The sequence below is a fragment of the Streptomyces sp. NPDC050610 genome, from assembly GCF_040654875.1.
GTDB lineage: Bacteria > Actinomycetota > Actinomycetes > Streptomycetales > Streptomycetaceae > Streptomyces.
The window spans coordinates 81,288-105,655 of the sequence record NZ_JBFAIV010000005.1 but is presented as its reverse complement, the minus strand read 5'-3'; the positions used below and the strand labels follow the sequence as shown (position 1 = coordinate 105,655).

At 70.5% G+C, this 24,368-nt stretch carries 24 protein-coding genes and 1 pseudogene; 11 read left to right on the top strand and 14 right to left on the bottom strand.

The window, feature by feature from the left end; genetic code table 11:
• Positions 1-117 precede the first annotated feature (117 nt).
• The 3 genes from AB0I22_RS08370 (at position 118) to AB0I22_RS08360 (ending at position 1,806) form a co-directional block, all read left to right on the top strand.
• The gene (locus tag AB0I22_RS08370; protein WP_363129878.1) at positions 118-996 is read left to right on the top strand and encodes a helix-turn-helix transcriptional regulator; all 879 of its coding nucleotides are present in this window, start codon (positions 118-120) and stop codon (positions 994-996) included.
• On the top strand, positions 993-1,238 hold the full coding sequence (locus AB0I22_RS08365) for a DUF397 domain-containing protein (protein WP_363129877.1): 246 nt from the start codon (positions 993-995) through the stop codon (positions 1,236-1,238). Before AB0I22_RS08370 ends, AB0I22_RS08365 begins: the two co-directional genes overlap by 4 nt.
• 106 nt (positions 1,239-1,344) lie before the next feature.
• On the top strand, positions 1,345-1,806 hold the full coding sequence (locus AB0I22_RS08360) for a hypothetical protein (RefSeq protein ID WP_363129875.1): 462 nt from the start codon (positions 1,345-1,347) through the stop codon (positions 1,804-1,806).
• A gap of 1 nt (position 1,807) precedes the next feature.
• On the opposite strand, the gene msrB is transcribed toward AB0I22_RS08360, so the two are convergent.
• From msrB to AB0I22_RS08340, 4 genes are all read right to left on the bottom strand, one after another.
• Complete coding sequence (msrB, locus tag AB0I22_RS08355) at positions 1,808-2,215, bottom strand: peptide-methionine (R)-S-oxide reductase MsrB (RefSeq protein ID WP_363129874.1); 408 nt, start codon at positions 2,213-2,215, stop codon at positions 1,808-1,810.
• A 13-nt stretch (positions 2,216-2,228) separates the two neighbouring features.
• The gene (murC, locus tag AB0I22_RS08350) at positions 2,229-3,632 is read right to left on the bottom strand and encodes a UDP-N-acetylmuramate--L-alanine ligase (protein WP_363129873.1); all 1,404 of its coding nucleotides are present in this window, start codon (positions 3,630-3,632) and stop codon (positions 2,229-2,231) included.
• 306 nt (positions 3,633-3,938) lie between these two features.
• Complete coding sequence (locus AB0I22_RS08345) at positions 3,939-4,583, bottom strand: response regulator transcription factor (RefSeq protein WP_363129872.1); 645 nt, start codon at positions 4,581-4,583, stop codon at positions 3,939-3,941.
• Positions 4,580-5,944 (bottom strand): sensor histidine kinase, encoded by a 1,365-nt coding sequence (locus AB0I22_RS08340; RefSeq protein ID WP_363130096.1) that lies wholly within the window; start codon positions 5,942-5,944, stop codon positions 4,580-4,582. The genes AB0I22_RS08345 and AB0I22_RS08340 overlap by 4 nt, the downstream gene beginning before the upstream one ends.
• 272 nt (positions 5,945-6,216) lie before the next feature.
• Between AB0I22_RS08340 and AB0I22_RS08335 the strand changes: the two genes are divergently transcribed.
• A complete protein-coding gene (locus tag AB0I22_RS08335; RefSeq protein ID WP_363129871.1) occupies positions 6,217-7,383 on the top strand; it encodes an ABC transporter permease in 1,167 nt (388 codons plus the stop codon).
• An 83-nt stretch (positions 7,384-7,466) separates the two neighbouring features.
• Positions 7,467-8,183 (top strand): ABC transporter ATP-binding protein, encoded by a 717-nt coding sequence (locus AB0I22_RS08330; protein WP_363130095.1) that lies wholly within the window; start codon positions 7,467-7,469, stop codon positions 8,181-8,183.
• Positions 8,184-8,213: 30 nt separating this feature from the next.
• Here the strand turns inward: AB0I22_RS08330 and AB0I22_RS08325 are convergent.
• Together AB0I22_RS08325 and AB0I22_RS08320 are read right to left on the bottom strand one after the other, a co-directional pair.
• Positions 8,214-8,426, bottom strand: a pseudogene (locus AB0I22_RS08325) (IS630 family transposase); the annotation flags it as partial.
• Between the two features lie 110 nt (positions 8,427-8,536).
• Positions 8,537-9,421 carry a helix-turn-helix transcriptional regulator gene (locus tag AB0I22_RS08320; RefSeq protein ID WP_363129870.1) on the bottom strand — a complete coding sequence of 295 codons (885 nt, stop codon included), beginning with the start codon at positions 9,419-9,421 and terminating at the stop codon, positions 8,537-8,539.
• Positions 9,422-9,551: 130 nt separating this feature from the next.
• Between AB0I22_RS08320 and AB0I22_RS08315 the strand changes: the two genes are divergently transcribed.
• Positions 9,552-10,079 carry a cupin domain-containing protein gene (locus AB0I22_RS08315; protein WP_363129869.1) on the top strand — a complete coding sequence of 176 codons (528 nt, stop codon included), beginning with the start codon at positions 9,552-9,554 and terminating at the stop codon, positions 10,077-10,079.
• A 616-nt stretch (positions 10,080-10,695) separates the two neighbouring features.
• Here AB0I22_RS08315 and AB0I22_RS08310 read toward each other — a convergent pair.
• Entirely contained in the window at positions 10,696-11,838 is a 1,143-nt protein-coding gene (locus tag AB0I22_RS08310) for an FAD-dependent monooxygenase (protein WP_363129868.1), read from the bottom strand.
• 170 nt (positions 11,839-12,008) lie between these two features.
• On the opposite strand from AB0I22_RS08310, the gene AB0I22_RS08305 reads away from it, so the two are divergent.
• The 3 genes from AB0I22_RS08305 (at position 12,009) to AB0I22_RS08295 (ending at position 15,455) form a co-directional block, all read left to right on the top strand.
• Positions 12,009-12,344, top strand: a complete 336-nt coding sequence (locus AB0I22_RS08305) for a winged helix-turn-helix domain-containing protein (RefSeq protein ID WP_363129867.1) — start codon at positions 12,009-12,011, stop codon at positions 12,342-12,344.
• 137 nt (positions 12,345-12,481) lie between these two features.
• Complete coding sequence (locus AB0I22_RS08300; protein ID WP_363129866.1) at positions 12,482-13,222, top strand: hypothetical protein; 741 nt, start codon at positions 12,482-12,484, stop codon at positions 13,220-13,222.
• A 382-nt stretch (positions 13,223-13,604) separates the two neighbouring features.
• Positions 13,605-15,455, top strand: a complete 1,851-nt coding sequence (locus tag AB0I22_RS08295) for a S53 family peptidase (RefSeq protein ID WP_363129865.1) — start codon at positions 13,605-13,607, stop codon at positions 15,453-15,455.
• A gap of 597 nt (positions 15,456-16,052) precedes the next feature.
• Here AB0I22_RS08295 and AB0I22_RS08290 read toward each other — a convergent pair.
• Both AB0I22_RS08290 and AB0I22_RS08285 read right to left on the bottom strand, forming a co-directional pair.
• Positions 16,053-16,529, bottom strand: coding sequence for an indole-3-glycerol phosphate synthase (locus AB0I22_RS08290; RefSeq protein WP_363129864.1), 477 nt, complete (start codon positions 16,527-16,529; stop codon positions 16,053-16,055).
• Between the two features lie 125 nt (positions 16,530-16,654).
• Complete coding sequence (locus AB0I22_RS08285) at positions 16,655-17,470, bottom strand: pyrimidine reductase family protein (RefSeq protein ID WP_363129863.1); 816 nt, start codon at positions 17,468-17,470, stop codon at positions 16,655-16,657.
• A gap of 119 nt (positions 17,471-17,589) precedes the next feature.
• Here AB0I22_RS08285 and zapE point away from each other — a divergent pair, with 119 nt between their 5' ends.
• Positions 17,590-18,666 (top strand): cell division protein ZapE, encoded by a 1,077-nt coding sequence (gene zapE / locus AB0I22_RS08280; protein ID WP_363130094.1) that lies wholly within the window; start codon positions 17,590-17,592, stop codon positions 18,664-18,666.
• Between the two features lie 429 nt (positions 18,667-19,095).
• On the opposite strand, the gene AB0I22_RS08275 is transcribed toward zapE, so the two are convergent.
• Together AB0I22_RS08275 and AB0I22_RS08270 are read right to left on the bottom strand one after the other, a co-directional pair.
• Positions 19,096-19,863 (bottom strand): MerR family transcriptional regulator, encoded by a 768-nt coding sequence (locus tag AB0I22_RS08275; protein ID WP_363129862.1) that lies wholly within the window; start codon positions 19,861-19,863, stop codon positions 19,096-19,098.
• A 198-nt stretch (positions 19,864-20,061) separates the two neighbouring features.
• Positions 20,062-20,688 (bottom strand): TetR/AcrR family transcriptional regulator, encoded by a 627-nt coding sequence (locus AB0I22_RS08270; protein ID WP_363129861.1) that lies wholly within the window; start codon positions 20,686-20,688, stop codon positions 20,062-20,064.
• Positions 20,689-20,958: 270 nt separating this feature from the next.
• On the opposite strand from AB0I22_RS08270, the gene AB0I22_RS08265 reads away from it, so the two are divergent.
• Positions 20,959-22,359 carry an alkaline phosphatase PhoX gene (locus AB0I22_RS08265; protein WP_363129860.1) on the top strand — a complete coding sequence of 467 codons (1,401 nt, stop codon included), beginning with the start codon at positions 20,959-20,961 and terminating at the stop codon, positions 22,357-22,359.
• Positions 22,360-22,414: 55 nt separating this feature from the next.
• On the opposite strand, the gene AB0I22_RS08260 is transcribed toward AB0I22_RS08265, so the two are convergent.
• The 3 genes from AB0I22_RS08260 to AB0I22_RS08250 form a co-directional block, all read right to left on the bottom strand.
• On the bottom strand, positions 22,415-22,627 hold the full coding sequence (locus AB0I22_RS08260; RefSeq protein WP_363129859.1) for a hypothetical protein: 213 nt from the start codon (positions 22,625-22,627) through the stop codon (positions 22,415-22,417).
• A gap of 62 nt (positions 22,628-22,689) precedes the next feature.
• A complete protein-coding gene (locus tag AB0I22_RS08255) occupies positions 22,690-23,358 on the bottom strand; it encodes an ABC transporter (RefSeq protein WP_363129858.1) in 669 nt (222 codons plus the stop codon).
• Positions 23,355-24,299 (bottom strand): ATP-binding cassette domain-containing protein, encoded by a 945-nt coding sequence (locus AB0I22_RS08250; protein WP_363129857.1) that lies wholly within the window; start codon positions 24,297-24,299, stop codon positions 23,355-23,357. The genes AB0I22_RS08255 and AB0I22_RS08250 overlap by 4 nt, the downstream gene beginning before the upstream one ends.
• Positions 24,300-24,368 lie beyond the last annotated feature (69 nt).

Below are 24,368 nucleotides of genomic sequence, written 5' to 3'. Positions count from 1 at the left end.
CCGCGCGTACGCTGAGTCAGCGTACGCGCACGAAGGGTAGACAGTACCGATGACTTGGCGTAACCATGGCCGCGTCGTGAGTGGATAGCGAGACAGGCGCGCGAGAGGTAACTGAACATGACGGACGGGTCGGACGGTACGGAAAGCACGGACGATGTGGCCGGCAGCCCCGGCTACACAGAACCCGAACCCTCGGACAGCCTGCGAACCTTCGGCGCGGTGGTGCAAGCCCTGCGGGAACACGTCGGCCTCAGCCGCGAAGAGTTCGCCGCCCTGGTGCGCTTCTCCAAGCACACAGTCGCCTCGATCGAACTGGGCCGCCGCATGCCGGACCCGGCGTTCGTGGAACGCGGGGAGGACGCTCTGGGGAACACCGGGGCGTTGCGGAAGGCTTCGCCGTATCTGACACGGAAGCCGGGGCTGGCGGCGTGGTTCAGGATGTGGGCTCAGCTGGAGCAGGTAGCAATCAGTCTGTACACGTACGAATGTCGGGTGCTCCCCGGCCTGTTGCAGACCAGGGCATACGCGCAGGCGGTCTCGTTCAGCGTTCCACCGCTTCCGAACGAGGAGGAGTTGGACCAGCGGATCACCGCGCGACTGCTTCGGCAGAACTTGCTGTCCACGCGCCGCAAGCCACCCTGCGCCTTCAGCTTCATCGTCGAACAGGCGGTACTGGAGCGGCACACGGGTGGCGAGGAAGTTACCCGGGAGCTGTTCGATCACCTGCTGGACGTAACCGAGCGGCACTGGAACGTGGAGTTTCAAATCATGCCGCTGCGGCAACCGACACACGCCGGACTGGACGGTCCTATGCAGTTGCTGGAGTCACCGGAGCACCGATGGTTCGGATACTCCGAGGGACAAGAGTCCGGCCAGTTCATCTCGACTCCGAAAGCGATCAGCCTCCTTCATCAGCGGTATGCCAAGATGCGCTCGCAGGCTCTCACCCCCGAGGATTCCCGGGGCCTGTTGAAGCGAATGCGAGGAGCGCTATGAGCACAACGGGACTGACTTGGTTCAAGAGCAGCTACAGCGGCTCACAGGGTGACAGCTGCGTCGAGGTAGCCCTCTCCTGGCACAAGTCCAGTTACAGCAGTGGGGGCGACGGTGACTGCGTCGAGGTGGCCGCCTGCCCCGCCACCGTGCACGTCCGGGACTCCAAGGACAAGCAGGGCCCGCAGCTGACGCTCTCCTCCACCGCATGGGCGGCCTTCGTCGCGTACGCGGTACGGAGCTGACCGCACCCACCACGTAGGCGAACCCCCCGCGGAGCGGACCGGTACCGTTGGGGGTTCGTACTCGTGGGCCTCCTGGTGGGCTGCGTGATCACCTGGAGGAGCAGAGATGACGACGAACCGTGGACGCAAGGACGTCATCCGGGACCGGATGGCGGCGACGGGCGAGTCGTACAACGTGGCGGCGCGGAATCTGAAGTCGATGAAGGACATGGGCGCTACGCGTGAGGCGGTGCTCACGCAGCGTTGGCGGCCGGCGGAGTCGCTGGATGTGCCGTGTCCGTGCGGCGGGACGTGCGAGCCGGGCGAGAAGTGCGAGCGGTGCCATGCGCGGTACCGGCATGTGGCCCGTATGCCGGGGAGCACCACGGACGTGGAGACGTGGGCGGACCGGTACGAGTGCATGGGGTGCGCGTCGGTCTACACGCTGACGGTGGTGCTCCCCGGACGCCCGTGGGGTGTCGCCGAGACGGTGGTCAAGGGCGGGGCGGCGGAGCCGGTCGTACAGGCCACGGTGTTCCCCGGGGTCGTACATCCACTGCTGCGCCCCGAGGCGTCCGGGGAGAACTGACTCAGCCCTCGTCGGGGGTCAGGGCCAGGGAGATCGAGTTGATGCAGTACCGCTGGTCCGTCGGGGTGGGGTAGCCCTCGCCCTCGAAGACGTGGCCGAGGTGGGAGCCGCAGCGCTTGCAGCGGACCTCGACGCGGACCATGCCGAGGGAGCGGTCCTCGATCAGTTCGACGGCGTCGGAGTCCTTGGGGTCGTAGAAGGACGGCCAGCCACAGTGGCTCTCGAACTTTTCGGTGGAGCGGAACAGCTCCGCGCCGCAGGCGCGGCAGGAGTAGACGCCTGCGGTCTTGGTGTCGGTGTACTCACCGCGGTAGGCGGGCTCGGTGCCGGCCTCGCGGAGGACGTGGTACTCCGCCGGGGACAGTTCGGCCCGCCACTGCTCTTCCGGCTTGTCGATCTCGTACGGCATCTGCGGTCTCTCCTCAGCTGTCCCGGCGGGCCATGCGCTCCAGGATGCGCGGACCGAGGTCCGTCACATCGCCCGCTCCCATGGTGAGAACAAGATCTCCCGGCTTCGCCATTCCGGCGATGACGTCCGGGATGGCGGCCATGTCGTGCTCGGGGGTGACGTCCGCGCCCTTGGCGGCGGCCGCGTCGGTGATCAGGGCGCTGGTGACGCCGGGGATCGGGTCCTCGCGGGCCGGGTAGATGTCGAGGACCACGCAGGCGTCGGCGAGGGTGAGGGCCTCGCCCATCTCGGTGGCGAGTTCCTGGGTGCGGCTGAAGAGGTGGGGCTGGAAGACGACGAGGATGCGGGAGCCGGCGGCGGCGCCGCGGATGGCCTCCAGGTCGGCGGTCATCTCGGTGGGGTGGTGCGCGTAGGAGTCGATGACCTGGACGCCGCCCGCCTCGCCCTGGAGCTGGAGGCGGCGCTTGACGCCGGTGTACTTGCCGAGGGCCGAGGCGAGGTTGTGGACCGGGAGGCCGAGGGCGACGCCCGCGGCGAGGGCGGCGACGGCGTTGTGCGCGTAGTGGCGGCCGGGGACGGAGACGGCGAAGGTGAGCATCTTGCCGTTCAGGACGACGGTGACCTCGCTGGCCAGACCGCGCGGGTTGACCTTGGTGACGCGTACGTCCGCGTCCTCGGCGTCGCCGTAGGTGACGACCTCGATGTCGTGGCGTCCGGCGATGCGCCGGGTGAGTTCGCGGGCGCCGGGGTTGTCCGCGGAGATGACGAGGGTGCCGCCGGGGCGGATGCGGCCGACGAAGGTCTCGAAGGACTCGTAGATCTCGTCCATCGAGGCGTAGTTGGCGTGGTGGTCCAGCTCCACGTTGAGGATGATCGCGACCTGGGGCGCGTACTTGTGGAAGCTGCGGTCGCTCTCGTCGGCCTCGGCGACGAAGATCTCGCCTTCGCCGTGCCGGGCGTTGGAGCCGGGCGCGTCGAGGTCGCCGCCGATCGCGTACGAGGGGTCGAGACCGAGGGCGCCGAGGGAGACGGCCAGCATGGAGGTGGTGGTCGTCTTGCCGTGCGTACCGGCGACGGCGATCGGGCTGAGGCCGTCCATCAGCGCGGCGAGGGCGTCGGAGCGGTGCACGACGGGGATGCCGCGGTCGGCGGCGGCCACCAGCTCGGGGTTGTCCTGGCGGATGGCGCTGGAGACGACGACGCAGGTCGCGTCGGCGGCGAGGTGCTCGGCGGCGTGGCCGATGTGCACGGTGGCGCCGAGGTCGCGAAGGGCCGCGGCGGTCGCCGACTCGCGGGAGTCGCTGCCGGCTACGCGGGCGCCGCGCTGCGCGAGGATCTTGGCGATGCCCGACATCCCGGCGCCGCCGATGCCGATGAAGTGCGGTCGTTCCATGGCGGACGGGGTGCTGGGGGCCATGCGCTCTCCATACGGGTGCTCTGAGGTTCTGTGGATCTTGCGTCCGGCTGCCGCCGGGATCGTCTTAGATCGTCGTCGGTCGTCATCAGTCGTCGCCGGTCGTCGTGGACGGCGTCGTGGACGGCTTCTGACGGCCTCTGGCAGCCGACGACGATTGTCGCACTCCAACCTGACAACCGGGGCCGAGCCCGCTGTGGCGGGGGCCGTGCGTGAGGGCGCCCGTTCCGCCGGGCGTCACGCCCGACGTTACGTCGGCCGTCGTGCCGGGCGTTACGTCGGCCGTCACGCCGGGCGCTTTGCCGACCGTCACGCCGGGCGGATCAGGCCGCCCGCGAGGCCGGCGGCGATGGCTGCCGTCCGACTGTCGACGTTCAGCTTGTCGTAGATGTGCACGAGGTGGGTCTTGACCGTGGCCTCGCTGATGAACAGGCGACGGGAGATCTGCTTGTTGGCCAGGCCCTCGGCCAGGAGACGCAGGATCTCGATCTCGCGCGGGGACAGCGTGGGCCGGCCTGCTCGTACGCGGCCCAGCAGGCGGGCGGCCACGGGCGGGGCCAGGACGGTCTCACCGCGGGCGGCGGCGTGGACGGCGGTGGCGACTTCCTCCGGCGGGGCGTCTTTCAGCAGGTAGCCGGTGGCCCCGGCCTCGACGGCCGCGAGGATGTCGGCGTCCGTGCTGTAGGTGGTGAGGATGAGTACCGCCGGGGGTTCGGGGAGGGCGGTGATGCGGCGGGTGGCCTCGACGCCGTGCATGCCGTCGCCCATCTGGAGATCCATGAGCACGACGTCGGGCTGCGGCTGCCCGTTCTCCCGCGCCTCGGCGAGGAGGCGCAGCCCGGCCGCGCCGTCCGCCGCTTCGCCGACCGCCTCGACGCCGGGCAGTTCGTCGACCATGGCGCGGAGCCCGCGCCGTACAACGGGGTGGTCGTCGACCAGCAGCACGCGGATCATGCGGCGGCCCTGTTCCGTGCCGAGGGGCGGGACCGGGACGGCTGTGTACCGGTGTGTGCGGCCACCTCGGTGCCCGCGTCCGTACCTGTCTCCGTACGGGCCTCCCCCGCCCGTACCCGTACCGGCAGAGCCGCGGCCACGGCCGTACCCTCGCCCGGCGCGGACTCCACGGTGAGGGTGCCGCCGAGTTCGGCGATGCGTTCCCGCATGCCGTGCAGGCCGAAGGTCATGCGGCCCGCTCCCCCGGCGGAGCCGCCCGGTGTGAAGCCGACGCCGTCGTCGTACACGTCCAGCGTCACCTGCCCGTCCAGAAAGGCGAGCGTGACGGCGGCCCGTTCGGCGCGGGCGTGGCGGGCGACGTTGGCGAGCGCTTCCTGGGTGAGGCGCAGCAGGGCGACCTCGGCCTCTATAGGGAGCCGCCGGGGCTCGCCGTCCAAGTGGAAGCGGACCTCGGGCCCGCCCGTGAAACCGGCGGTCAGGCGGCGCAGCGCCTCCGGCAGCGAGGCGTCCTCCAGGGCGGGCGGAGTGAGCGCCCGTACGAAGCGGCGGGCCTCGGCGAGGTTGTCGGAGGCGGTCCGTCCGATCTCGCGCAGGTGCGCGCGGGCGGCCGGGAGGTCGGCGGGTTCTGTGCCTGCCGTGGACGCACTGACCCCACCGGTCCCGCCTGCCCCGCTGGTCCTGCTCGTCCCGCGGGGCTCTGCCGCCGCCGCGGCCTCGGCGGCGCGGGCGAGCAGGACGATGCTGGACAGGCCCTGGGCAAGGGTGTCGTGGATCTCGCGGGCCAGGCGCTGGCGCTCGGCGAGCCGCCCGGCCTCGCGCTGGGTCGCGGCCAGCTCGTCCCGGGTCCGTACGAGGTCGTCGATCAGGTGCTGACGGTTGCGGCTCTCCCTGTAGAGCGCGGCGTACCCGTAGGCGGTCAGTACGGCGACCGCCGCGCCCGCGACCGGCCCGATGACCTTCGCGGCGGTGAACCCGCCGGGCCCCACCGCCTGCACGGCGACGACCGCGGCCGTGGTGGCGGCCACGGCGGGCAGGGACCAGCGGACCGGCATGACGTGCAGGAAGAGGAAGAAGAGCGGGAAGACGACATAGCTGAAACCGCGGTCCATGACGAGGAGGACCAGCCACAGCCCGGTGACAGCGGCGAGCCACAGCCCGGTACGGGAGCCGAGGGGCCGCCGCCCCTCCCCCGCCTCTCGGGATTCCCGGGCTGCCCCGAGGCCGTAGACGATGGCGAGCGCCACGCCGGGGATCAGTACGTACGGGCTCCGGGAGCCCTCCGAGCCGATGGCGGCGACGGCGGCGGGTGCGAGGGCGATGGCGAGCAGCACGTAGAACGCGCCGTGCAGCGCGAGGCGCATCAGGCGCAGCGACGGGGCGTCGGCGTGCTGATGGCGGTGGGCGCGGGGGCGGTCCACCTGCCGCTCGGGCGGCCGGGGTGCGTCGGGGTTGCTCACTCCATCGAGCGTACGGCGCTCGCGCGAACCCCTTTCCGCGCTTCCCATCAACCGTTCGATTGATTTCGAGGTGGACCCGATGGACGGGGCGAGGACCGCTCCTGTCCCCGATGACGGGCGCGCGGCGGCGACGGAGGGTTGGGGACGTCCTGACAAGAAGCCCTGGGAGGGTTCCTGTGTTCGTCGCGCTCCGTGACATCCGCTTCGCCCGAGGGCGATTCGCCCTCATGGGCGCGGTCGTCACGCTGATCACCACCCTCGTGGTCTTCCTGTACGGCCTGACGGGCGGGCTGGCCCGCGAGGCGTCCTCGGCCGTGTCCGGCCTGCCGGTGGACCGCATCGTGTTCGGCGCGCCGGCGGGGGCGGAGCCCGAGGTGTCGTTCGGCAACAGCACGATCGGACCGGAGCAGGAACGCGCCTGGACGAAGGCTCCCGGCGTCTCGTCGGCGGAACCGCTGGGCGTCGCCATGACCCGGCTGACGGCCGACCGCAAAGCCGTGTCCGTGAGCGCCTTCGGCACATCCGACGCGCTGCGGCCGGCTCTCGTCTCCGGCGCCGCGCCGAAGGACGGGCAGGACGGGCAGGGTGGGCGGGACAGGCAGGGCGGCCAGGTCGCGGTGAGCGAGTCGACGGCGCGCGAGAACGGCATCGGCGTCGGGGATTGGGTGACACTCGGCACTGAGCGGTTGACGGTCTCGGGCCTGACCGCCGATCGCTCGTTCGGGCACGCGCCGAGCGTCTGGACGAGCCTCGCGACCTGGGAGCGGGTGAGCCACCAGCAGCGCCCGACGGCGCTGGCGGTCAAGGGCGACGGGTCTCCGGACGGCGGGGGCAGCGGATCAGGGGTGGGCTCCGGTACGGCCTCCGATACGGGTACGGGCTCTGGTACGGGCTCCGGTACGAGCGCGACGAAGGCTGTGTCGGTCGACGCCGCGCTCGCGGGGATCGACGGCTACTCGGCCGAGCACGGCACGCTGCAACTCATCCAGGGGTTCCTCTTCGCGGTGAGCGCACTGGTCGTCGGGGCCTTCTTCACGGTCTGGACGGTGCAGCGCAAGCCGGACATCGCGGTGCTCAAGGCGGTGGGCGCGAGCAGCGGCTACCTGGTGCGGGACGCCCTGGCCCAGGCCCTGATCGTACTGGTCGCGGGGGCCGCGCTGGGCGGCACGGCGGGGGTGGCCGGCGGGGCGCTGGCCGCGGCGTCGGTGCCGTTCGAACTGGGCGCGGCGACCGTGACCGTACCGGTGCTGGCGATGGTGGCGCTGGGCCTGGCCGGTTCCGCGCTCGCCGTACGCCGCATCACGTCCGTAGACCCGCTGACCGCACTGGGAGCCACCCGATGACCGCCGCCGACTCGACCGCTTCGTCTGCCTCGACCACCTCGACCACCTCGACCGCCTCGACCACCTCGACCGCCTCGACCATCGTGACGGACACCGCCACAACCGCCGCCCTGTCCCTGGAGTCGGTGACGCTCACCTATCCGGATGGCGACCGCCGCCTGACCGCTCTGGACGCGGTGTCCCTGCGGGTGCCCGCCGGGGAGCTGGCGGCGGTCGTGGGCCCGTCCGGTTCCGGGAAGTCGAGCCTGCTGGCGGTGGCGGCGACGCTGCTGCGGCCGGACGAGGGGCGGGTGGTCGTGGCGGGCGAGGACACGGCGCGGCTGAGCGCGCGGGCCCGTACGGCGCTGCGGCGCAAACGTGTCGGCATCGTGTTCCAGCAGTCGAACCTGCTGCCGTCGCTGACCGCGCTGGAACAGCTGCTGGTGGTCGAGGACCTGCGGGGCCGGGGCGCGCGGGCGGCCCGCGGCCGGGCGGCGGAGCTGCTGGAGTCGGTGGGCCTGGACGGGTCGAAGCAGCGGCGCAGGCCGCACCAGCTCTCCGGCGGCGAGCGCCAGCGCGTGAACATCGCCCGCGCCCTGTTCGGCGGCCCGTCCGTACTCCTGGTGGACGAGCCCACGTCGGCGCTCGACCACGAGCGCGGGGAGCGGATCGTAGAACTGCTGGCGGAAGTGACGCGCCGTCACCTAACGGCGACGGTACTGGTCACCCACGACCACGGCCTCCTCGCCCGCGCGGACCGCGTGCTCTCCATGGAGGACGGACGCCTGGCGCCGCATCCGGCCGGGCCCGGGAACCGGTGACCCTTCGGTGACGCCCCGACAGCCGCCGTCGTTGAAGTTGTGGATCACATCGCGGACCCGGTCCTCGCCGGTGAACGACACCTCGGCGATCTTCGCCACCGCCACCGGCATGCCCTGTACCGACAGCAGCACCATCTTGGCCCGGCGCCAGGTCACCACCGATCCGGTGCCTCTGCGGATCATCCGCAGCAGCCGTTTTCCCTCGTCAGCGTCGACCCCGCGTACGCGTACTCGATCAGCCACCACCCCGACGAGGTGCCGGGCCACGCACCGCCCGCGGGCCAGCCCCCCGACGGCTCGTCACCAAAGCAGGGCGAATATTGCCTGACACGGCATCAGCGGGGTGACGCTTGTCAGCGCTCGTGTGCGGTCGAGCTGGTCCAGCTGGCCAGAAGGTCGAGTGCCTGACGTGCGGGTGAGTCGGGCTCGGGCGAGTAGATGGTGATACAGAGCCCGGGGTCAGTGGGCAGATGGAGGGCTTCGTAGGGCAGGGCCAGGTTCCCGATGAGCGGGTGGTGGAGTTGCTTCATGCCGGAGTGGTGGAACTTCACGTCGTGCCTGGCCCAACGCTGGGCGAACTCGTCGCTCTTTGTGGAGAGCTCTCCGATCAGGTCCGTCAGGCCCTTGTCCTGCGGCGAGCGGCCGGTCTCGGTGCGCAGCAAGGCGACTGAGTCGTTGGCGGCTTTCTCCCACTCGGGCCAGAAATCGGCGGAACCAGGATCGAGGAACAGGAATCGCGCGGTGTTCACCGGACCACGCTGCGCGAACAACGGGGAATCGTAGACCGGGGCATACAGAGCCTGGCCGAGAGAGTTGGCGGCGAGGATGTCGAACCGCCCGTTGCGGATGTAGGCCGGCAGGTCGGTCATCGCGTCGAGCATCCGCAGGACCACCGGTCGGATCCGCCCAGTCGCAGCGGGTGGCCGACGCCCGGACGCCGTGGCCGCGCGGGCCAGGTCGTAGAGGTAGGCCCGCTCGGCATCGTCGAGCTGAAGTGCGTGGGACAAGGAGTCCAGCACCGAGTCCGAGGCGCCGCTCAAGTTCCCGCGCTCAAGGCGGATGTAGTAGTCAATGCTCATCCCGGCCAGCAATGCCACCTCCTCCCGGCGCAACCCCGTCACTCGTCGTTTGACACCGAAGACGGGCAGCCCTGCCTGCTGGGGCGTAATGCGGGCGCGTCGGGTACTGAGGAACTCCCGCACCGCGCCGGCCTGCTCATGTCTCTCGCTGTCGGTCACCTCACCACCATAGGCCGTGCGGCGGTGTGCTGGGAGGTACTGCCATTACCTGGAAGAGCGGTAACTCCCACCGGCGCACGAATGCGGATTTCATGGCAGGGCACGGCAGCAACGCATTAGGGAGCTCAACATGACGATACGCCGAGTAGCCACTGGTCATGACGCGGAAGGCAAGGCTGTTTTTGCCAGCGACGTGGAGCTTGAGCACGACGGGGGCGGTGGCCCTATTTACCAGATCTGGGGCGGCGACTACAAAGGTGTGCACTTCCCTGACGCCGGTTCGGAGCCCGCCTGCGAAGACGAGTACTTCCCGAAGACTGGCGGGTTTCGTTATGTAATGATCTCGCTGGCGCCGAATGGCGCAGACCCGGTGCCGGAGCTAGCACCGGGGACATTTACCCCGCGGCGGCCAATGCGTCAAGGCTTCGACGGTAATTTCCCCGAAGGCGGCGGGATGCACAAGACGGCCAGCATCGACCTCATGGTGGTCTTGTCCGGAGAACTCACCCTTGAACTCGACGATGGCGCCAGCAAGACTCTGAAAGCAGGCGACACAATCATCCAGAACGGGACGAAGCACCGGTGGATAAATAATGGTGACGTGCCAGCGGTCTGGGCGGCCGTTATTATCGGTATTGACCACGACGACTTCGCCTAGTAGTGCAGAGCTAGTTGCTGGAGTGTCGCCGACACTCCAGCAATAGTCCGTGGAGTAATCAGAATGAGATTCCCCCCCCCGAAGAATTTCGGCTTGCTCCCCCGAAGGCGCAGTCACCCCGGCAGACCTTGAGCCTTTTCCCACCTCAGGTTGAGGCGTGACGAAGGGCGGGGATGGTCTTCACGATGGCGGTGACTCGGTTGGTGCTACAGCGGAGTTTCCGCGGGAGGCGCCAGCCCTTCAGGGCGGCCATGGCTTGTTCGCCGAGGCAACGGATTCCGGCCTGGGCGCTGTTGTGCCGATGTTGCCGCTGTGCCGACGTTGCCGCAGCTTGAGACGCCGACCGCGGGCGGGCGCCCGGGTGGTGCCGCCGGCGCCTCGATACGCCTTGTCCGTCCAGCACTTCACCTCCGCGTCGCGGGGGGGTGTAGCCACCGGCAGTACCCATGCCGTGGCGAGCGCCCGGAACGGTGGGTGAGGCCGTCGGCAGCCGGCCTGCCGCATCGGCGATGGCCTACTACACGGAGCCGGGCTCGTCGGACATGGCGGCACCGACACGGCTGAGAGCTACCGCGGAGCTGCGCACCGACTGGTGACCGGTCGGTGCGGGCCCGGCCTACCGGTTCGCGGCTTCGCGAGTGGCGGTCCGGCTCGTGCGCCCGACCGCGCGGCCCACGGCGTTGCGCACCACGAGGCCCGGCCGGGTGCGGGGCACCATGAGCCTGGAGAGCAGGCCGACGCGTCGCTGCCGCGGGCCTACCTCACGGCGGAGCCGCGACTCGTAGGCGGTGAAGGCGCGGGCGTGATCACCGGGATGGGCGGCGAGCTCTTCCGCGAGGGCGTACGCGCCCGCCATCGCCATGCTGGACCCGTCGCCCAGCAGGGCTGTCGCCGCCGCCGCGTCCCCGAGCAGTACGACCCGTCCGCGGGACCACGAGGGCATCCGGACGGTGGTCAGGCGGTCGAAGTACGGAGCCGGGTGGTCGAGGAACGCCGCCACGAGTTCCGGTGCCCGCCACCGCACGTCGGCGTAGGCGTCGGCCACGGTCTGCTTGTGAAGGGCGATGTTCTTGCGGTCGTGGGGCGCCAGCTGTGCGGCCCGGAAGGTGAAGATCGCGAGCGGAGTGGTCCGCGAGGGGTGGAGGACCAGCATCCGGTTCGGCACGGTCAGCATCGTCATCTCGCTCGGGTCCTCGATGGCGTCGGGTTCCAGCGGGACGGTCGCGCCGTACAGGCCCAGGTCGCTCGCGAACTGCCGCTCGGGTCCGAACACCAGGCGCCGTACGGTGGAGTGCATCCCGTCGGCACCGACGACCAAGTCGAAGCGCCGTGGCGCGGACCGCCGGAAGGTGACGTTGCCCCCGCCTTCATCCTGGTCGAGAGCGGTGACCGTGTCGTCGAACAAGAACTCGGCCTCGGTCTGCGCCGACCGGTGGAGCACCTCGGACAGGTCGGCTCGGGTCACCTCGACCGTCGGCGCCTTGTCCGAGGTGAGCGGGGATTGCAGGATCCGCCTGCCGCCGGGGTCGAGCAGGGTCAGCGACCGATTGCGGGTGGCGAGCTCGCGGAGTTGCGGGAGGATGCCCATGCGCTCGGCGACCGGGATCGCGGGCCCCTTCACGACGATCGCGCTACCACCGGAGCGCAGCTGCCGGGCGTGTTCGACGACCGTCGGCCGGTATCCATTATGGGACAGCCAGTACGCGAGTGCGGGCCCTGCGATTCCGGCGCCGACTATCAGCACTTCGGGCTTCTTCATGACGATGACCTCTAGGAGTGTCGATGACCAGGTCCGCGGCGAGTGCCAGGCCGGGGCTCAGGGAGCGGCGGCACGGGGCAGCACTACCCGGTCAAGGTACGATCAACTTCGTACCTCAGTGGAGCACATCCTTCAGGTACGATGCAAGCCGTACCTGAAGGGGGTGCCGCGTGGCCGGGAGGAACCTGGTCGGCCCGGAGGCCGATGCGCTCGATCTGGGTGCGGTGTTTCGCGCCCTCGCCGACGAGCACCGTCGTTCGGTGATGATGGAGTTGGCCGCCGACCGCAGCGACAGCGAGCGGGGCTGCAACTCGTTCAATCTTCCGATCTCGAAGCAGACCCAGACCCACCACTTCCGGGTCCTGCGCGAGGCAGGTCTCATCGACGAGATCGACTACGGCAACCGCAAGGGCATCCGACTACGACGCGCGGACATCGAGAAGAGATTCCCCGGGCTGCTCACGCTCCTGGGCGCAGAGTCCCCGGGCGGTACCGCTCCTCGCTGAAATCACCGCCTACCAAGGCCCCGACCCTCTTCGGCCCCCCGCAACCTCGCCGCCCCACTGGCCGACTTGCTCCGGAACGGAGCCTCGGATCAGCCACTGACGCTGGGGCTGTGAGCGGCCGTAGGAGCGCACCCCGGATGACCCACGACAACGGCAACGGCAACGGCGAACCTCGTCACCTCCTCGTACGCGCTCAAGGGGACCGCTCCCCGCTGTACGCGTCGAACGACGGGCTCTTCGCGGACACCAGCGGCTTCGTCCGCAACGTGCCCGTCGACCACCCCGCCCTGGGCCTGACGCACGGTGATCTGGCTCGTCAGCTGACCACGTGGTCCGAGAGCCGCCCGCCGGTTGGCTCCGCTGCCCGCCCGGCGCTGCGCGAACACGTCAAGAAGGGCCTGGAGACCGCCCAGGCGCCGGCCCGGTATCTCGGTCCCACGTGGGCGGTGCGTTACTGGGACGAACGGCACGGGACGACGAAGTTCGCGTGCTGGGGATGCCTGCGCCCGCACTGGACCCTCGACCCTCACGACAGCCCGCGGCACCCGCTCCACATCACCGTCGAGGGCGAATACAAGTGGCACCCGCTCCGTGCGGAGGGGTTCGGGGACTTCGCCCCGGACGACCAAGCCGCCGCACTCGGCCTGTCCGAAGAGTTGGTGGCCGACCTGTACGCGTGGGCGGCGGAGATCGACGCGGCCATGGAGACGTGGCTGCGGAATCGCGATGACGCCGAGCTGGAGGCCGCGTACGAGCGTCTGCGCGGCGACGGTTCACAACTGGCCGAACGCCTCGGGCGCGAACTCGGCCCGGGAAGGACCGTCACCTACCGAGGGCTCCAGCCCGCCGCCCGAGGGCTCGCTCCAGCCGCTCAATAAGCGCTGTGCATCGTGAAGTTGCAGGTCGCGGGCCTGGTGTGCGCGGTGATTCGGGTACTCGCGCTGGTCGGTGACCGATGCCCCGCGGCCAGACGCTGTCCAAAAAGCACTGGCCGCGGGCGGTCGTGCGCCTCGGTCGCGGCGGAAGCGATATCCAAGCGGTATCCCTAAAACTATCTTGACATGTTTCTGACATTTGCGGATTACGGTCGGAGCGTGCCGTGGCACCGGTCAACAACACGGCCGACGAGCTGCCCCCTTTGGATCGAGACATCCGGATGGAGACATCATTTTGCGGACAAGTAGATGGCTGGCGCTGGCTGCCGTTGCCGGGCTGGCCCTTACAGCGACGGGTGAAGGCACAGCCGACGCTGCGACGGATATGAATCAGCGGGCCTTGGTGGGAAACACACCACTGTGGACCGAGTCGGCCGAGCACCTCGGGCACGCGGACTCGGGTGGGACTCTGAAAGCAAACATACTGTTGGCCGGTCAGGATCCCGCGGGGCTGGCCCGTCATGCTCAAAAGGTTTCGGACCCGCACAGTCCCTCCTACCGGCATTTCCTGACCGCACAGCAAGCTCTTGACCGGTACGGGACCAGCCATGCGCAATTGGAACGGGTCACGGCGTGGGCGCGTGCCGCGGGTCTGAAGGCTACGGTCAGTGGACCTCACTCGATTTCTGTGCGGGGAGACACGAGCCGGCTTGAGGCAGCCTTCGGCACCCGCATCGACGAGTACCGCGTCGACGGACGTACAGTGCGGGCGCCCGCCCGTTCTGTCAGCGTTCCGCATTCCCTCGCAGGCGACGTCTTCGGTGTGACCGGACTGGATACGAAGCAGCCGGCGCATCCTATGAGTGTTCACAAGAACGCCCCGTCCACAACCGACAGTAAATGCTCGTCGTTCTACGGGGAAAAACCAGCGGCCAACCTTCCGAAGGCTTACGGGCGGACCGTCTCATGGGAACCGTGCGGCTACACGCCGGCGCAGATACGCAGCGCCTACGGCATCAAGGGGACCGGGCTCACCGGCAAGGGCGCCAAGGTCGCGATCCTCGCCTCCCTGGTCTCTCCCACCCTTCTGGCGGACGCCAACACCTACGCCGCTCAGCACGGTGAGCAGCCCTTCGCCCCGGGACAGCTGACCATGCGCCTACCGCCGGGTGCGCCTCAGATCGTGGGCGACGACGAAGGGGCGATGGATCTCGAAGCGGTGCATGCGATCGCTCCGGACGCCGCAGTCACCTTCGATGTCGGGACAGGCGACGTGACCGGCAACGCGGTGCTGGACGCGCTGACCGACGTCGTCGACCACCGGCTCGCCGATGTACTGACGAGCTCCTACGTGGAGGGCGTTCTGCCCGGTGGACAGGGTGAGGACCCGGTGGATCCGGCGATTGTGAAGGCAACCGAACAGTCCCTCCAGCAGGCCGCCGTTGAAGGCATCAGCACGAACTTCTCATCGGGCGACAGCGGCGGTTTCAACGGCGGCGATGCTTCCCATGGGACTCCGCAACTGGAATATCCCGGTTCCAGCCCCTGGACCACCGCTGTCGGCGGGACGAGTCTGGCTATCGGGGCCAAGAACGAGTACGAGTGGGAGACCGGTTGGGAGAGTGACGCTTCGAACCTGGCCGCCGACGGCAAGTCCTGGGCTCAGCCTCTGCCCGGAACCTTCTCGGCCGGCGCGGGCGGCGGTGTGAGTACCGTTTTCCCTCAGCCTGCCTACCAGCGCAATGCCGTACCTGCCTCGCTGAGCTCACCGGACGGCAAAAAACCGATGCGGACAATGCCCGACGTAGCTGCTGTGGGCGACTTCCATACCGGCATCCGCGTCGGCGTGTCACACCCATCCGCTACCGGCCAAAAGCCCCAGTACCGCGAACAATCCGACGGGGGCACAAGCCTGTCATGCCCCCTCATCGCCGGCATGGAGGCCCTGGCCGTCCAGGCAGGAGGCGGCGCATCTCTGGGATTTGCGAATCCGGCCCTCTACGCTCTCCAGGGGACGGGGGCCTATCATGACGTCACCGACCACCCCAGCGGGGCGCACGAGAAGGAATCCCTCGCTGCGGAGATGGTGAAGCCTCGAACGCAAGAAAAGTACACTCAGCTGTTCACTCTCGGGCAGTCGGCCGACTCGGGTCTGGTATCAGCCGCCGGCTATGACACGGTCACCGGTCTGGGCTCACCGACGGGAAAATTCTTCAAAGCCCTGGCAGGCAAGTAACGCACATGAACAGGTAACGCACGTAAAGCTGTACGCGCGTGAAAACAGGGCCTCTTGGCAACTCGCGGTCGTCAATTCCAGCGAGCGGCAAGAGGTCCTGTACCTTCATCCGCATCTGGCGTGTGAGCTGACCCGAGTTCCGCAGAGTCGGTGATCCTGTTTCAGCCCGGATCCACCGGCTTGTTTCCGGGGGCCGGTCATCGTTTCGGGGCCGGCCGTGGAGGCTGCTGGCGGATCGTAGGCGAGGGTCGGTCGCGGGCGCGGCCGAACCCGGCATCCCGCCGGAACCGGCCACGGACACGGCCCCGGCCCCGGGCCCGGACCCGCCCGATGATCTGCACCACGGCCACCGATCATCGGCCATCGGCCACCGCCCAGCGCGAGTACCCGAATCGCCGCGCACACCAGACCCGAGACCCGTGAACGGCGACTTCACCATGCACACCACTCACTGAGCGGCCCGTGCCCGTACGCCCCGCCCAGCCCCCCCGGGAGAGCGGCGCTCCGTGGCACGGCCCCCTCGGCTCAAACGGCCGGGACGGCCGAGGCGTTCATTCGCCTCGGCCGTCCCGGCCGGCGTTTCGAGTCAGTGCAGTCTCACTCGTCCCCGTCCGCGGCGTGGGCGTAGAGCTTCAGGACGGGTACGCCGACCTTGTGGCGGGCGCGGGAGGCCCAGTCGCGGTGGAAGAACTCTTCGACCAGGTGCGGTGCGGTGAGAACGATCACTTCGTCGGCGCCGGTCTCGTCGACGACGCCCCGCAGCATGTCCAGCGGGTGCCCGTCGACGATCTGGCCGACGGCTTCGCTGCCCGATTCGCGCAGCATGTGCAGGGAGTAGTTGAGTGCCTGCGCGGCCGGGCGGGCCGCCTCTTCGCCCTCCGGCTCCTCCGATTCGTGGACGGCCTGTTCCAGCTCGCCGAGGGCTACGTCGTCGATCGCGCGCAGCAGCCGGTCCTCGTCCCCCCTCGGCCGCATGAGGACGACGAACGACATGTGGTCGTCGTGGAGGGATGTGACGAAGTCGACGTCCGTGGTGGTCAGCGGTTGTTCGATCATCAGTACGCTCGTGAACACGGTGGGAGCCCCTCTCCTACGTGGGCCACCGGGCCCAACAGAAACCATCCTGCGCGTGCCCCGTGGGCACGCTGACTCAATTCTGCCCGCCGGAAGCTAACCGGAACGGGAAATTCCGCTGATTGTCAGATTCGACGGTATCGGGTGAAGAGGAAGCCGGCCTCCTCCATGACGGACGCGAGGACGAATCGTTCCGGCACCTCCAGACGTGGCCCGTTCATGATGCGCGGTGCCGCTCCCGCCGCCACCATCGGGGCGAGGGAGAGGCACAGTTCGTCGAGTGCCCCCGCGGCCGCGAACTGACCGAGCATTTTCGGCCCCCCTTCGGTCAGCAGCCTGGTGAGGCCGCGCTCCGCGAGCACCCGCTTGACCCGGCCCGGCTCCACCCGCGCCGAGTCGCCCGCCACGATCACCTCCGCCCCCGCCCTGCGGGCCGCGGCCACCCGGTCCGGCGCGGCCCCCGCACCGGTCAGCACGATCGTCGGCACCAGCGGTTCCGTGAACAGCGGCAGCGAGAAGTCCAGGTCCAGGCTCGCGCTGACCACCGCGATCACCGGGGCCTGCGGCTGGCCGAGCGCCGCGCGCCGGGCCGCGAACGCCTCGCGGGCGCGCGCCGGCCGGTACCCCTCCTGCCGTACGGTCTGCGCGCCCACCACCACCGCGTCGGCGAGCCCGCGCAGTGTGCCGAAGATCCGCATGTCGGCGTCGGAGGACAGCGGCTGCGACCGGCCCTCGTGGTGGGCCGCGCCGTCCAGCGACGAGACCATGTTGGCGCGCAGCCAGCCGGTGTCCCGGTCCCCGTCCGGGCGGCCGCCCTGGCCGCCTTCCAGGGCCTCGTCGCGGTCGGTCGGATAGGCGTAAACGTCCGCCAGCTCGTCCAGACCCCATTGGCGGTTGCCGAGATCGGATGTTTCGTGAGAGGCGGGGAACAGGCGTCGCATACGCGGCAGTGTGACATGGCTCGCTCACCGCGCCGAGTCCCCGGGCGGAGCGACTAGGCTGGACGGCTGTGTCGCCCTCAACCACCTCCGAGTCCAGCAGCGCTCCCGACTCGCTCCCGATAGCCGGTGCTCCGGCCGACGGCGCGCCGATCGCCCTCACCGCCCGCGCGCCGCACGTGCCCGCCGACCGGCTGGTCGCCGAGATGGTGCCGCCGCCGCGCTTCGGTTCCGCGCGCTTCGACACGTACATCCCCGACCCGAACCAGCCGAGCCAGGCCGAGGCCGTGACGGTGCTGAGCGCCTTCGCCGCCGGGCTCGGCGGCGGGGCGAGCGCGGCGGCCGGCGGCAAGAAGCGCTGGTTCCGGCGCGGCGGCGGGACCGCGGCCCCGGCCGGCCCGCGCGGCGTCTACCTCGACGGCGGCTACGGCGTCGGCAAGACCCACCTGCTGGCCTCGCTCTGGCACGCCACCCCGGCGGCCCCCGAGCACAAGGCGTTCGGCACGTTCGTCGAGCTGACCAACCTCGTCGGAGCGCTCGGCTTCCAGCAGACCGTGCAGACGCTGGGCGGCCACCGACTGCTCTGCATCGACGAGTTCGAACTCGACGACCCCGGCGACACGGTGCTGGTCTCCTCGCTGCTCAGCAGGCTGGTCGAGCAGGGCGTCGCGCTCGCCGCCACCTCCAACACCCTCCCCGGCAAGCTCGGCGAGGGCCGCTTCGCCGCCGCCGACTTCCTGCGCGAGATCCAGGGCCTGTCCGCGCACTTCCGGCCGCTGCGCATCGACGGCGAGGACTTCCGCCACCGGGGCCTGCCGCAGGCCCCGGCCCCGTACGACGACGAGACCGTCACCAAGGTGGCGTACAGCACCGAGGGCGCGTCCCTCGACGACTTCCCCTCCCTCCTCGAACACCTCTCCCAGGTCCACCCGAGCCGCTACGGCGCGATGTGCGACGGCGTCCGGGCCGTCTGCCTGACCGGGGTCGAGCCGGTCCCGGACCAGTCCACGGCGCTGCGGCTGGTGGTGCTCGCCGACCGGCTGTACGACCGGGAGGTGCCGGTGCTGGTCTCGGGGAAGCCGTTCGAGGAGCTGTTCAGCGAGGAGATGCTCAAGGGCGGCTACCGGAAGAAGTACTTCCGCGCGATCTCCCGCCTCACCGCGCTCGCGCGCGACGGCAAGGGGCTCGTGGAGGGGTAGCGGGGCCGGGGGCGCGGCAATGCGGGGCGGGGACGCGGGGCTGTGTTCGTGTGCGGACGGTGCGGCACCGCGCTGGCGCGATCTACGACCACGTCAGTCAGGGACCACCCGTCCGACCGGCCGTTCCAGCACCTTGATCGACGGCCGACGGCCTCGGTCGCAGCCGTACGAAGCTGACGGCGGCGTGCGCGGCGAGCGCCACCGGCACGGCCAGAAGGACATCCCACCGAACCGTGCCGACCGCGGCCAGGAGGCAGCAGACCGGGACGGCGAGAAGGGTGGGAAAGGTTGAGATCAGAGCGGTGCGTATGCGGGTTCGCCGGTTCACAGTCGGACTCCTTTGGCGGGTACAGCAGGTACAGCGGGTAACACGTACAGCGAGTACGGACGGCGAGCGCGGATGACGTCCTGGACCGCGGTGGACGCCGGTCAGGCCGTGCCGCGGCGGGCGAGGTCCAGATAGTCGGCCAGCTCCTGCCAGTCGTCTGCCGGGGCCTCCGGGTAGCCGGCCATGGCGGCCGGGCTGTCGCGCCAGGCGTCCCGTACGCCGGCGGCGATGCCGGCGTCCCCGCCGGTGAACAACGTGCTTAGCTCGTCCATGCGGACCACCAGCCGCCGGACCTTCTGATCGTCGGGAGGGGTTCCGGCCGCGCGAAGCCGGTCGGCCCTGCGGTACAGCTCCGGCCACTCGATCTCCAGCAAGTAGTGCCGCGCGGGGCCCATCGCCTCGGCACGGGCACGCAGCACCCGCAGCTGGTCGGCATCCAGGTGGCGGCGCAGCGTGTGTTCGCCCTCCGGACCGGCGCCGCCGATCGCCCGAAGCGCGGAGAGCAGTTCCGCGGGCGTCGGCGCCCGGCCCGCGTCCAGTTCGCCGCCGAGCCGCAGGAGCCTCTGCCGCAGACCGTCGAGAGCGGCGATGGAAGCTTCCACGCCTGCCAGGTGGTCCCTGACCAAGCGCGCGGGATCGACTCCGGCGTCGAGGCAGACCGCGATGGTCTCCAAGCTCAGCCCCAGGCTGCGGAGGGCCAGTACCTGGTAGAGACGGACGAGGTCTTCGTCGGCGTACTCGCGGTGCCCGCCCGCTGTGCGCCGGGAGGGACTGAGCAGACCGATGGTGTCCCAGTGGTGCAGTGTGCGTACGGTCAGTCCGCTGGCCTCGGCGAGCGGACCGACCTTCCAGGTCGCGGAAGCAGTCATGGGGCAACGATGCATCCTCACGCGACGTGAGGATCAAGTCATGGCGACGGCCGCCCCTCCGTGCCCGGCCGTGGAGCGCCGCACCTCATGAGGAGTCGCCCGCTTCCCGAAGGGCGGTGGGCGGAGGGCGGGAGGGAAGGCGAGCGCGCGGAGCGGCGCTCTGGCGATCGGAAGGTCAGGGCTGCCCCGCCCAGCAGGTCAGGACCCCGCCGCCGTCAGGTAGCGGGTGAGCATCGCGACGAGTTCGTTCTCGAAACGGTCGACGTCGACGGGGTTCGGTTCGGCCACGAGGCGGTGGACGAGGAGTTCGACCGAGGTGACGACGAGGCGGGCGGCAGTCTGCTTGTCCTCGACGCGGACCTCGGGGTGACGGTCCAGCAGTTCCCTGGTGAACTCGACGCTCGATGCCTCGTACGCGTACATCAGCTCCATCAGCTGGGCGGTGCGCGGGGCCTGTTCGAACAGCACGCGGAGCAGCTGGGGGTGGCCGCGGTGGTTGCTGATCGCGCCGCGGACGAACAGGCGGAGGATGTCTTCGAGCGATTCGGGCAGCTCGCCGTCCCGGCGTTTCTGCACGAGGGTCAGCCCGGCGTCGAGGTGGGCGGCTGTCAGCTCGACGAGGATGGCGTCCTTGTTCGGGTAGTACTGGTACAGCGACCCGATCGAGATCCCGGCCCGCTCGGCGATCCGGTTGGTGGTGCCGGCGGCGTAGCCGTAGTCGGCGAAGACGTCGGCGGCCGCCTTCAGGATGCGGCGGCGCGTGAGCTCCGCGCGTACCTGCTTGGGCTGCTTGCGCGGCTGGAACCGCCGCTGGCCCGACGTCATGGCGCCCCTCGCCCCTCTCGGTGATGCCCCTCGGTGATGTGCCCCTCGGTGATGCCCCTCGGTGGTGGCTCTCCGCATCATGCGGAACAGTGCGCACCGCACTACGTGAGCAATTACTCATAATTATGCCGTGGCCTGGTCGGGAAAGACAAAGCCCGGCCCCGGCGAAACGTCGCGCGCACCTGCTTCCGGCGGCGGGAGCCACGTGCTACACACAGGCGCGTCACACTCCTGTCCGCTCGCTCCTGTCCGCCAGCAGGGAGTCGTCTCATGTCCACAACACGACGTCAGATTCTGTCCAGAACCGGTGCGCTGGGGGCGGGGATCGCCTTCACGGGCGCCGTCCCGGAGCTCTTCGCCGGTACGGCCGCCGCGGCCCAGAGCCCCCAAGGCCACGGCGGGACCGGTTACGGCCCGCTCGTCCCCGACCCCGACGGCCTCCTCGACCTCCCCAAGGGCTTCCGGTACCGCGTCCTGTCGCGCGAGGGCGACCCGCTCCGTTCCGGCGAGGGCAAGGTGCCGAGCCACCACGACGGCATGGCGGCGTTCCCCGGCCGCGGGCGCCACGCGAGCGGCCGCGACCGGCGCGTCCACCTCGTGCGCAACCACGAGAACCGCCCCACCGCCGCCCACCGCGTCCCCGCCGTCGACGGCCTCACCTACGACCCGATGGGGATGGGCGGCTGTACGGCCCTCGAACTCGACGCCGACCACCGCGTCCTCGGCGAACGCGTCGCCATCGCCGGCACCTCCACCAACTGCGCGGGCGGCCCCACCCCCTGGCACACCTGGCTGACCTGCGAGGAGAACGAGGAGAAGGCCGGCACCAACGGCTACACCAAGGATCACGGCTTCATCTTCGAAGTCGACCCCTACGACCCGCGCCGCACCGGCGCCGTACCGCTCACCGCCATGGGCCGCTTCCAGCACGAGGCCATCGCCGTCGACCCGGACAGCGGCGCCGTCTACGAGACCGAGGACGCCTTCGATCGCCCCTTCGGCCTCTTCTACCGCTTCCACCCGCACAAGCCGCTCGGCGGCCGGGGCTCGCTGCGCGCCGGAGGCCGGCTGGAGGCGATGCGGGTGCCGGGCGTGCCCGACCTGTCGGTCGTGCAGGAGCCGGGGACCGTCTTCGACGCCGTCGAGTGGGCGCCCGTGCCCGACCCCCTCGCCCGCCACACCCCCGTACGCCTCCAGGACTTCGGCCGCCGCGGCATCACCCACGCCCAGAAGCTCGAAGGCTGCTACTGGGGCGGCCGGAGCGTCTACTTCGTCTCCAGCTTCGCCAAGCGCGCGAACGGCTCGGCCGCCGACCACTTCGGCCAGGTGTGGCGGTACGACCCGAAGCGCCACCGCCTCACGCTCGTCGTCGTCTTCGGCCCCCGTACGGACGTACAGCTGCCGGGCGAGTCCCCCGACAACATCACCCTCGCCCCCGGCGGCGGCCTCATGGTCTGCGAGGACGGCGAGGGCGCGCAGTACGTCTTCGGCGTGACGCCCGGCGGCGACGTCTATCCGATGGCGCGCGGACGGCAGAACATCGGCACCCCGGACAAGCCCGAGTGGGGCGAGTTCGCGGGCGTCACCTTCTCCCCCGACCACAGCACGATGTACGTCAACGTCTACACGCCCGGCACGACGTTCGCGGTGACGGGGCCCTGGCGTCGTTGAGCAGCGGCGGCGGGGCCGCCCCGTCCGCCTTGACACCCCGTCAGCCCGAACTCCGTCAGCCCGAGCAGGCCGTGCGCTGCGCTTCCTGCCATTCGCACACCGGGCAGAGCGTGGCGCCTGGCCGGGCGGCGGGGTATTCGGTCGGCTCGCCGCAGTGGACGCACTCCGCGTACGGGGGCCCGGCCGCCGCAGCCGGTGGAGCCGGTGGAGTGATCGCCGGTGCCGCGGTGTCCTCGCGGCGGTCGCTCGTACGGTTACGGTCGTCCATGCCGCCGACCCTATCCCCGGCCGCCGCCGCCCCTTCGGCGGTTGCTCCGGGCGCCGCCCCGCTCACGACCGGCGTGAACTGAGCGCGCAGGCGATCGCCGTGGCCGCGGCGGCGAGTACGGCGGTCGCCGCCAGCGGCAGTAGCGGTGTCGCCACCTGGCCGCTGAGCGAACCGGTGACGAGCCCGGTCACGGCGGCGTGCGCGGGCGACCCGTCGACCACCAGGACCAGCAGCGCGGCGATCGCCGTCGATGGCACGGCCCAGCCCGTACCGCGCAGCAGCGGCCGGTTGCAGAGCGCGCCCACCGCCGTTCCGAGCAGCGCGCACGCGAGCGCGGTGAGCAGCCCGGCCAGGGTCGCGGGTCCGACCGGGACGTCGATCTGGCGGTCGGAGCTGCGCGGATCGCTGATGACCGCGACGAGCGCGGTTCCGAGCGTCCCGAGGAGGACCGAGCACGTGAGCGCGGTGAGCACGCTCGCCAGATGGACCCGGGCGGGGCTCGTCGCGGCGGCGGCGACGTGCCGGGCGGCCGGCGGCTCGTTGGTCACGCAGATCCGTACGAGCCACGCGGCGGCGAACAGCAGCGCGACCCCGGCGTAGCCGAACGAGTCGAGGATCGGCTGTCCGCCCTGCACCCCGATGGCCATGAACAGCGCGTACAGGATCAGCGGCGGCAGCAGGCGGTGCGAGCGGAGGAGGAGTTCGGCCTGGTAGCGGAAGAGGGCGGTCATGTGCGGTCGGGCCTCTGAGTGGGAGAAGAATCTTGAGAGGGCGCGGATGTGGGAGGCGGTTCTTCCTTCGGGCCCGCCGCCTCCCCGGTGTGTACGGGCGCCACCTCCCGGATGTGCCAGGCGGGCCGGGCCGCGAGGAGCGCGCTCAGCACGGCGTCGGAGTGCGTCGCGGGGACGGTGAGCCCGACCGTTCCCTCGCGCTCCGGCTCGCACGCGGGCGCGCCGGGCAGGTCTCGCGGAAGCGTGGCGCCGGGCGGGCCCTGCGCCGTGATGCGTACGCGCGGGCCTGCCGTGTCCACTCCGTCCGGAGCCGCGGTCTCGGCGGGGGCGACCCGCCCGTCGCTCGCCACCCGGTACACGGCGTCGGCCGCGCCCGCCAGCCGCCGCGGGTCGTGGTCCACGAAGACGACGGCGCCGCCCTCCGCGACCCGGTCGCGCACGGCCCCGTCGAGGATGTCGCGGGCCGTGCGGTCGAGGCCGGTCCACGCCTCGTCGAGGACGAGGAGTTCGGGTGCGGCGAGCAGGGCCTGTGCCACGGCGACCTTCTGGCTGGTGCCCTTGGAGAGCTCGGCCAGGGGCGTACGGGCGTGGGCCCCGGCGCCGAACCGTTCCAGCCAGTCGGCCGCCGCGTGCTTGGCCGCGCTCCGGCCCAGGCCGTGCACGCGTCCGATCATGGCCAGGTAACCGCTGGTGGAGAACGGGAGCGCAGGGGGGAAGCGTTCGGGGACGTAGGCGGTGCGCGGGCGGCCGGTGATGCGGCCGGCGCTGGGCGCGTCGATGCCGGCGAGCAGGCGCAGCAGGGTGGATTTGCCGGTGCCGTTGGCGCCTTCGATCCGCAGCAGGGAGCGCGGCGGCACGTCGAGGTCGACGCCGCGCAGCACCCATGGGCCGCCGAGTCCGTAGCGTCGGCCGACGCCGCGCAGTTCTATGCCGCCGCTCATCCGCCCGTACCGCTCGTGTCGTCCGTACCGCTCGTGCCGCTGGTGCGGCTCGTACCGCTCATGCCGCTC

What these genes read in the sequence shown, in the direction of transcription:
- AB0I22_RS08310 (WP_363129868.1), bottom strand. Translation starts at nt 11,838, where the DNA reads ATGAAGAAGCCCGAAGTGCTGATAGTCGGCGCCGGAATCGCAGGGCCC.
- AB0I22_RS08285 (WP_363129863.1), bottom strand. Translation starts at nt 17,470, where the DNA reads ATGCGACGCCTGTTCCCCGCCTCTCACGAAACATCCGATCTCGGCAAC.
- AB0I22_RS08370 (WP_363129878.1), top strand. Translation starts at nt 118, where the DNA reads ATGACGGACGGGTCGGACGGTACGGAAAGCACGGACGATGTGGCCGGC.
- AB0I22_RS08365 (WP_363129877.1), top strand. Translation starts at nt 993, where the DNA reads ATGAGCACAACGGGACTGACTTGGTTCAAGAGCAGCTACAGCGGCTCA.
- AB0I22_RS08315 (WP_363129869.1), top strand. Translation starts at nt 9,552, where the DNA reads ATGACGATACGCCGAGTAGCCACTGGTCATGACGCGGAAGGCAAGGCT.
- murC (WP_363129873.1), bottom strand. Translation starts at nt 3,632, where the DNA reads ATGGCCCCCAGCACCCCGTCCGCCATGGAACGACCGCACTTCATCGGC.
- AB0I22_RS08360 (WP_363129875.1), top strand. Translation starts at nt 1,345, where the DNA reads ATGACGACGAACCGTGGACGCAAGGACGTCATCCGGGACCGGATGGCG.
- AB0I22_RS08255 (WP_363129858.1), bottom strand. Translation starts at nt 23,358, where the DNA reads ATGACCGCCCTCTTCCGCTACCAGGCCGAACTCCTCCTCCGCTCGCAC.
- AB0I22_RS08345 (WP_363129872.1), bottom strand. Translation starts at nt 4,583, where the DNA reads ATGATCCGCGTGCTGCTGGTCGACGACCACCCCGTTGTACGGCGCGGG.
- AB0I22_RS08270 (WP_363129861.1), bottom strand. Translation starts at nt 20,688, where the DNA reads ATGACGTCGGGCCAGCGGCGGTTCCAGCCGCGCAAGCAGCCCAAGCAG.
- AB0I22_RS08295 (WP_363129865.1), top strand. Translation starts at nt 13,605, where the DNA reads ATGAATCAGCGGGCCTTGGTGGGAAACACACCACTGTGGACCGAGTCG.
- AB0I22_RS08260 (WP_363129859.1), bottom strand. Translation starts at nt 22,627, where the DNA reads ATGGACGACCGTAACCGTACGAGCGACCGCCGCGAGGACACCGCGGCA.
- AB0I22_RS08250 (WP_363129857.1), bottom strand. Translation starts at nt 24,299, where the DNA reads ATGAGCGGCGGCATAGAACTGCGCGGCGTCGGCCGACGCTACGGACTC.
- AB0I22_RS08300 (WP_363129866.1), top strand. Translation starts at nt 12,482, where the DNA reads ATGACCCACGACAACGGCAACGGCAACGGCGAACCTCGTCACCTCCTC.
- AB0I22_RS08265 (WP_363129860.1), top strand. Translation starts at nt 20,959, where the DNA reads ATGTCCACAACACGACGTCAGATTCTGTCCAGAACCGGTGCGCTGGGG.
- AB0I22_RS08275 (WP_363129862.1), bottom strand. Translation starts at nt 19,863, where the DNA reads ATGACTGCTTCCGCGACCTGGAAGGTCGGTCCGCTCGCCGAGGCCAGC.
- AB0I22_RS08340 (WP_363130096.1), bottom strand. Translation starts at nt 5,944, where the DNA reads ATGCGCCTCGCGCTGCACGGCGCGTTCTACGTGCTGCTCGCCATCGCC.
- msrB (WP_363129874.1), bottom strand. Translation starts at nt 2,215, where the DNA reads ATGCCGTACGAGATCGACAAGCCGGAAGAGCAGTGGCGGGCCGAACTG.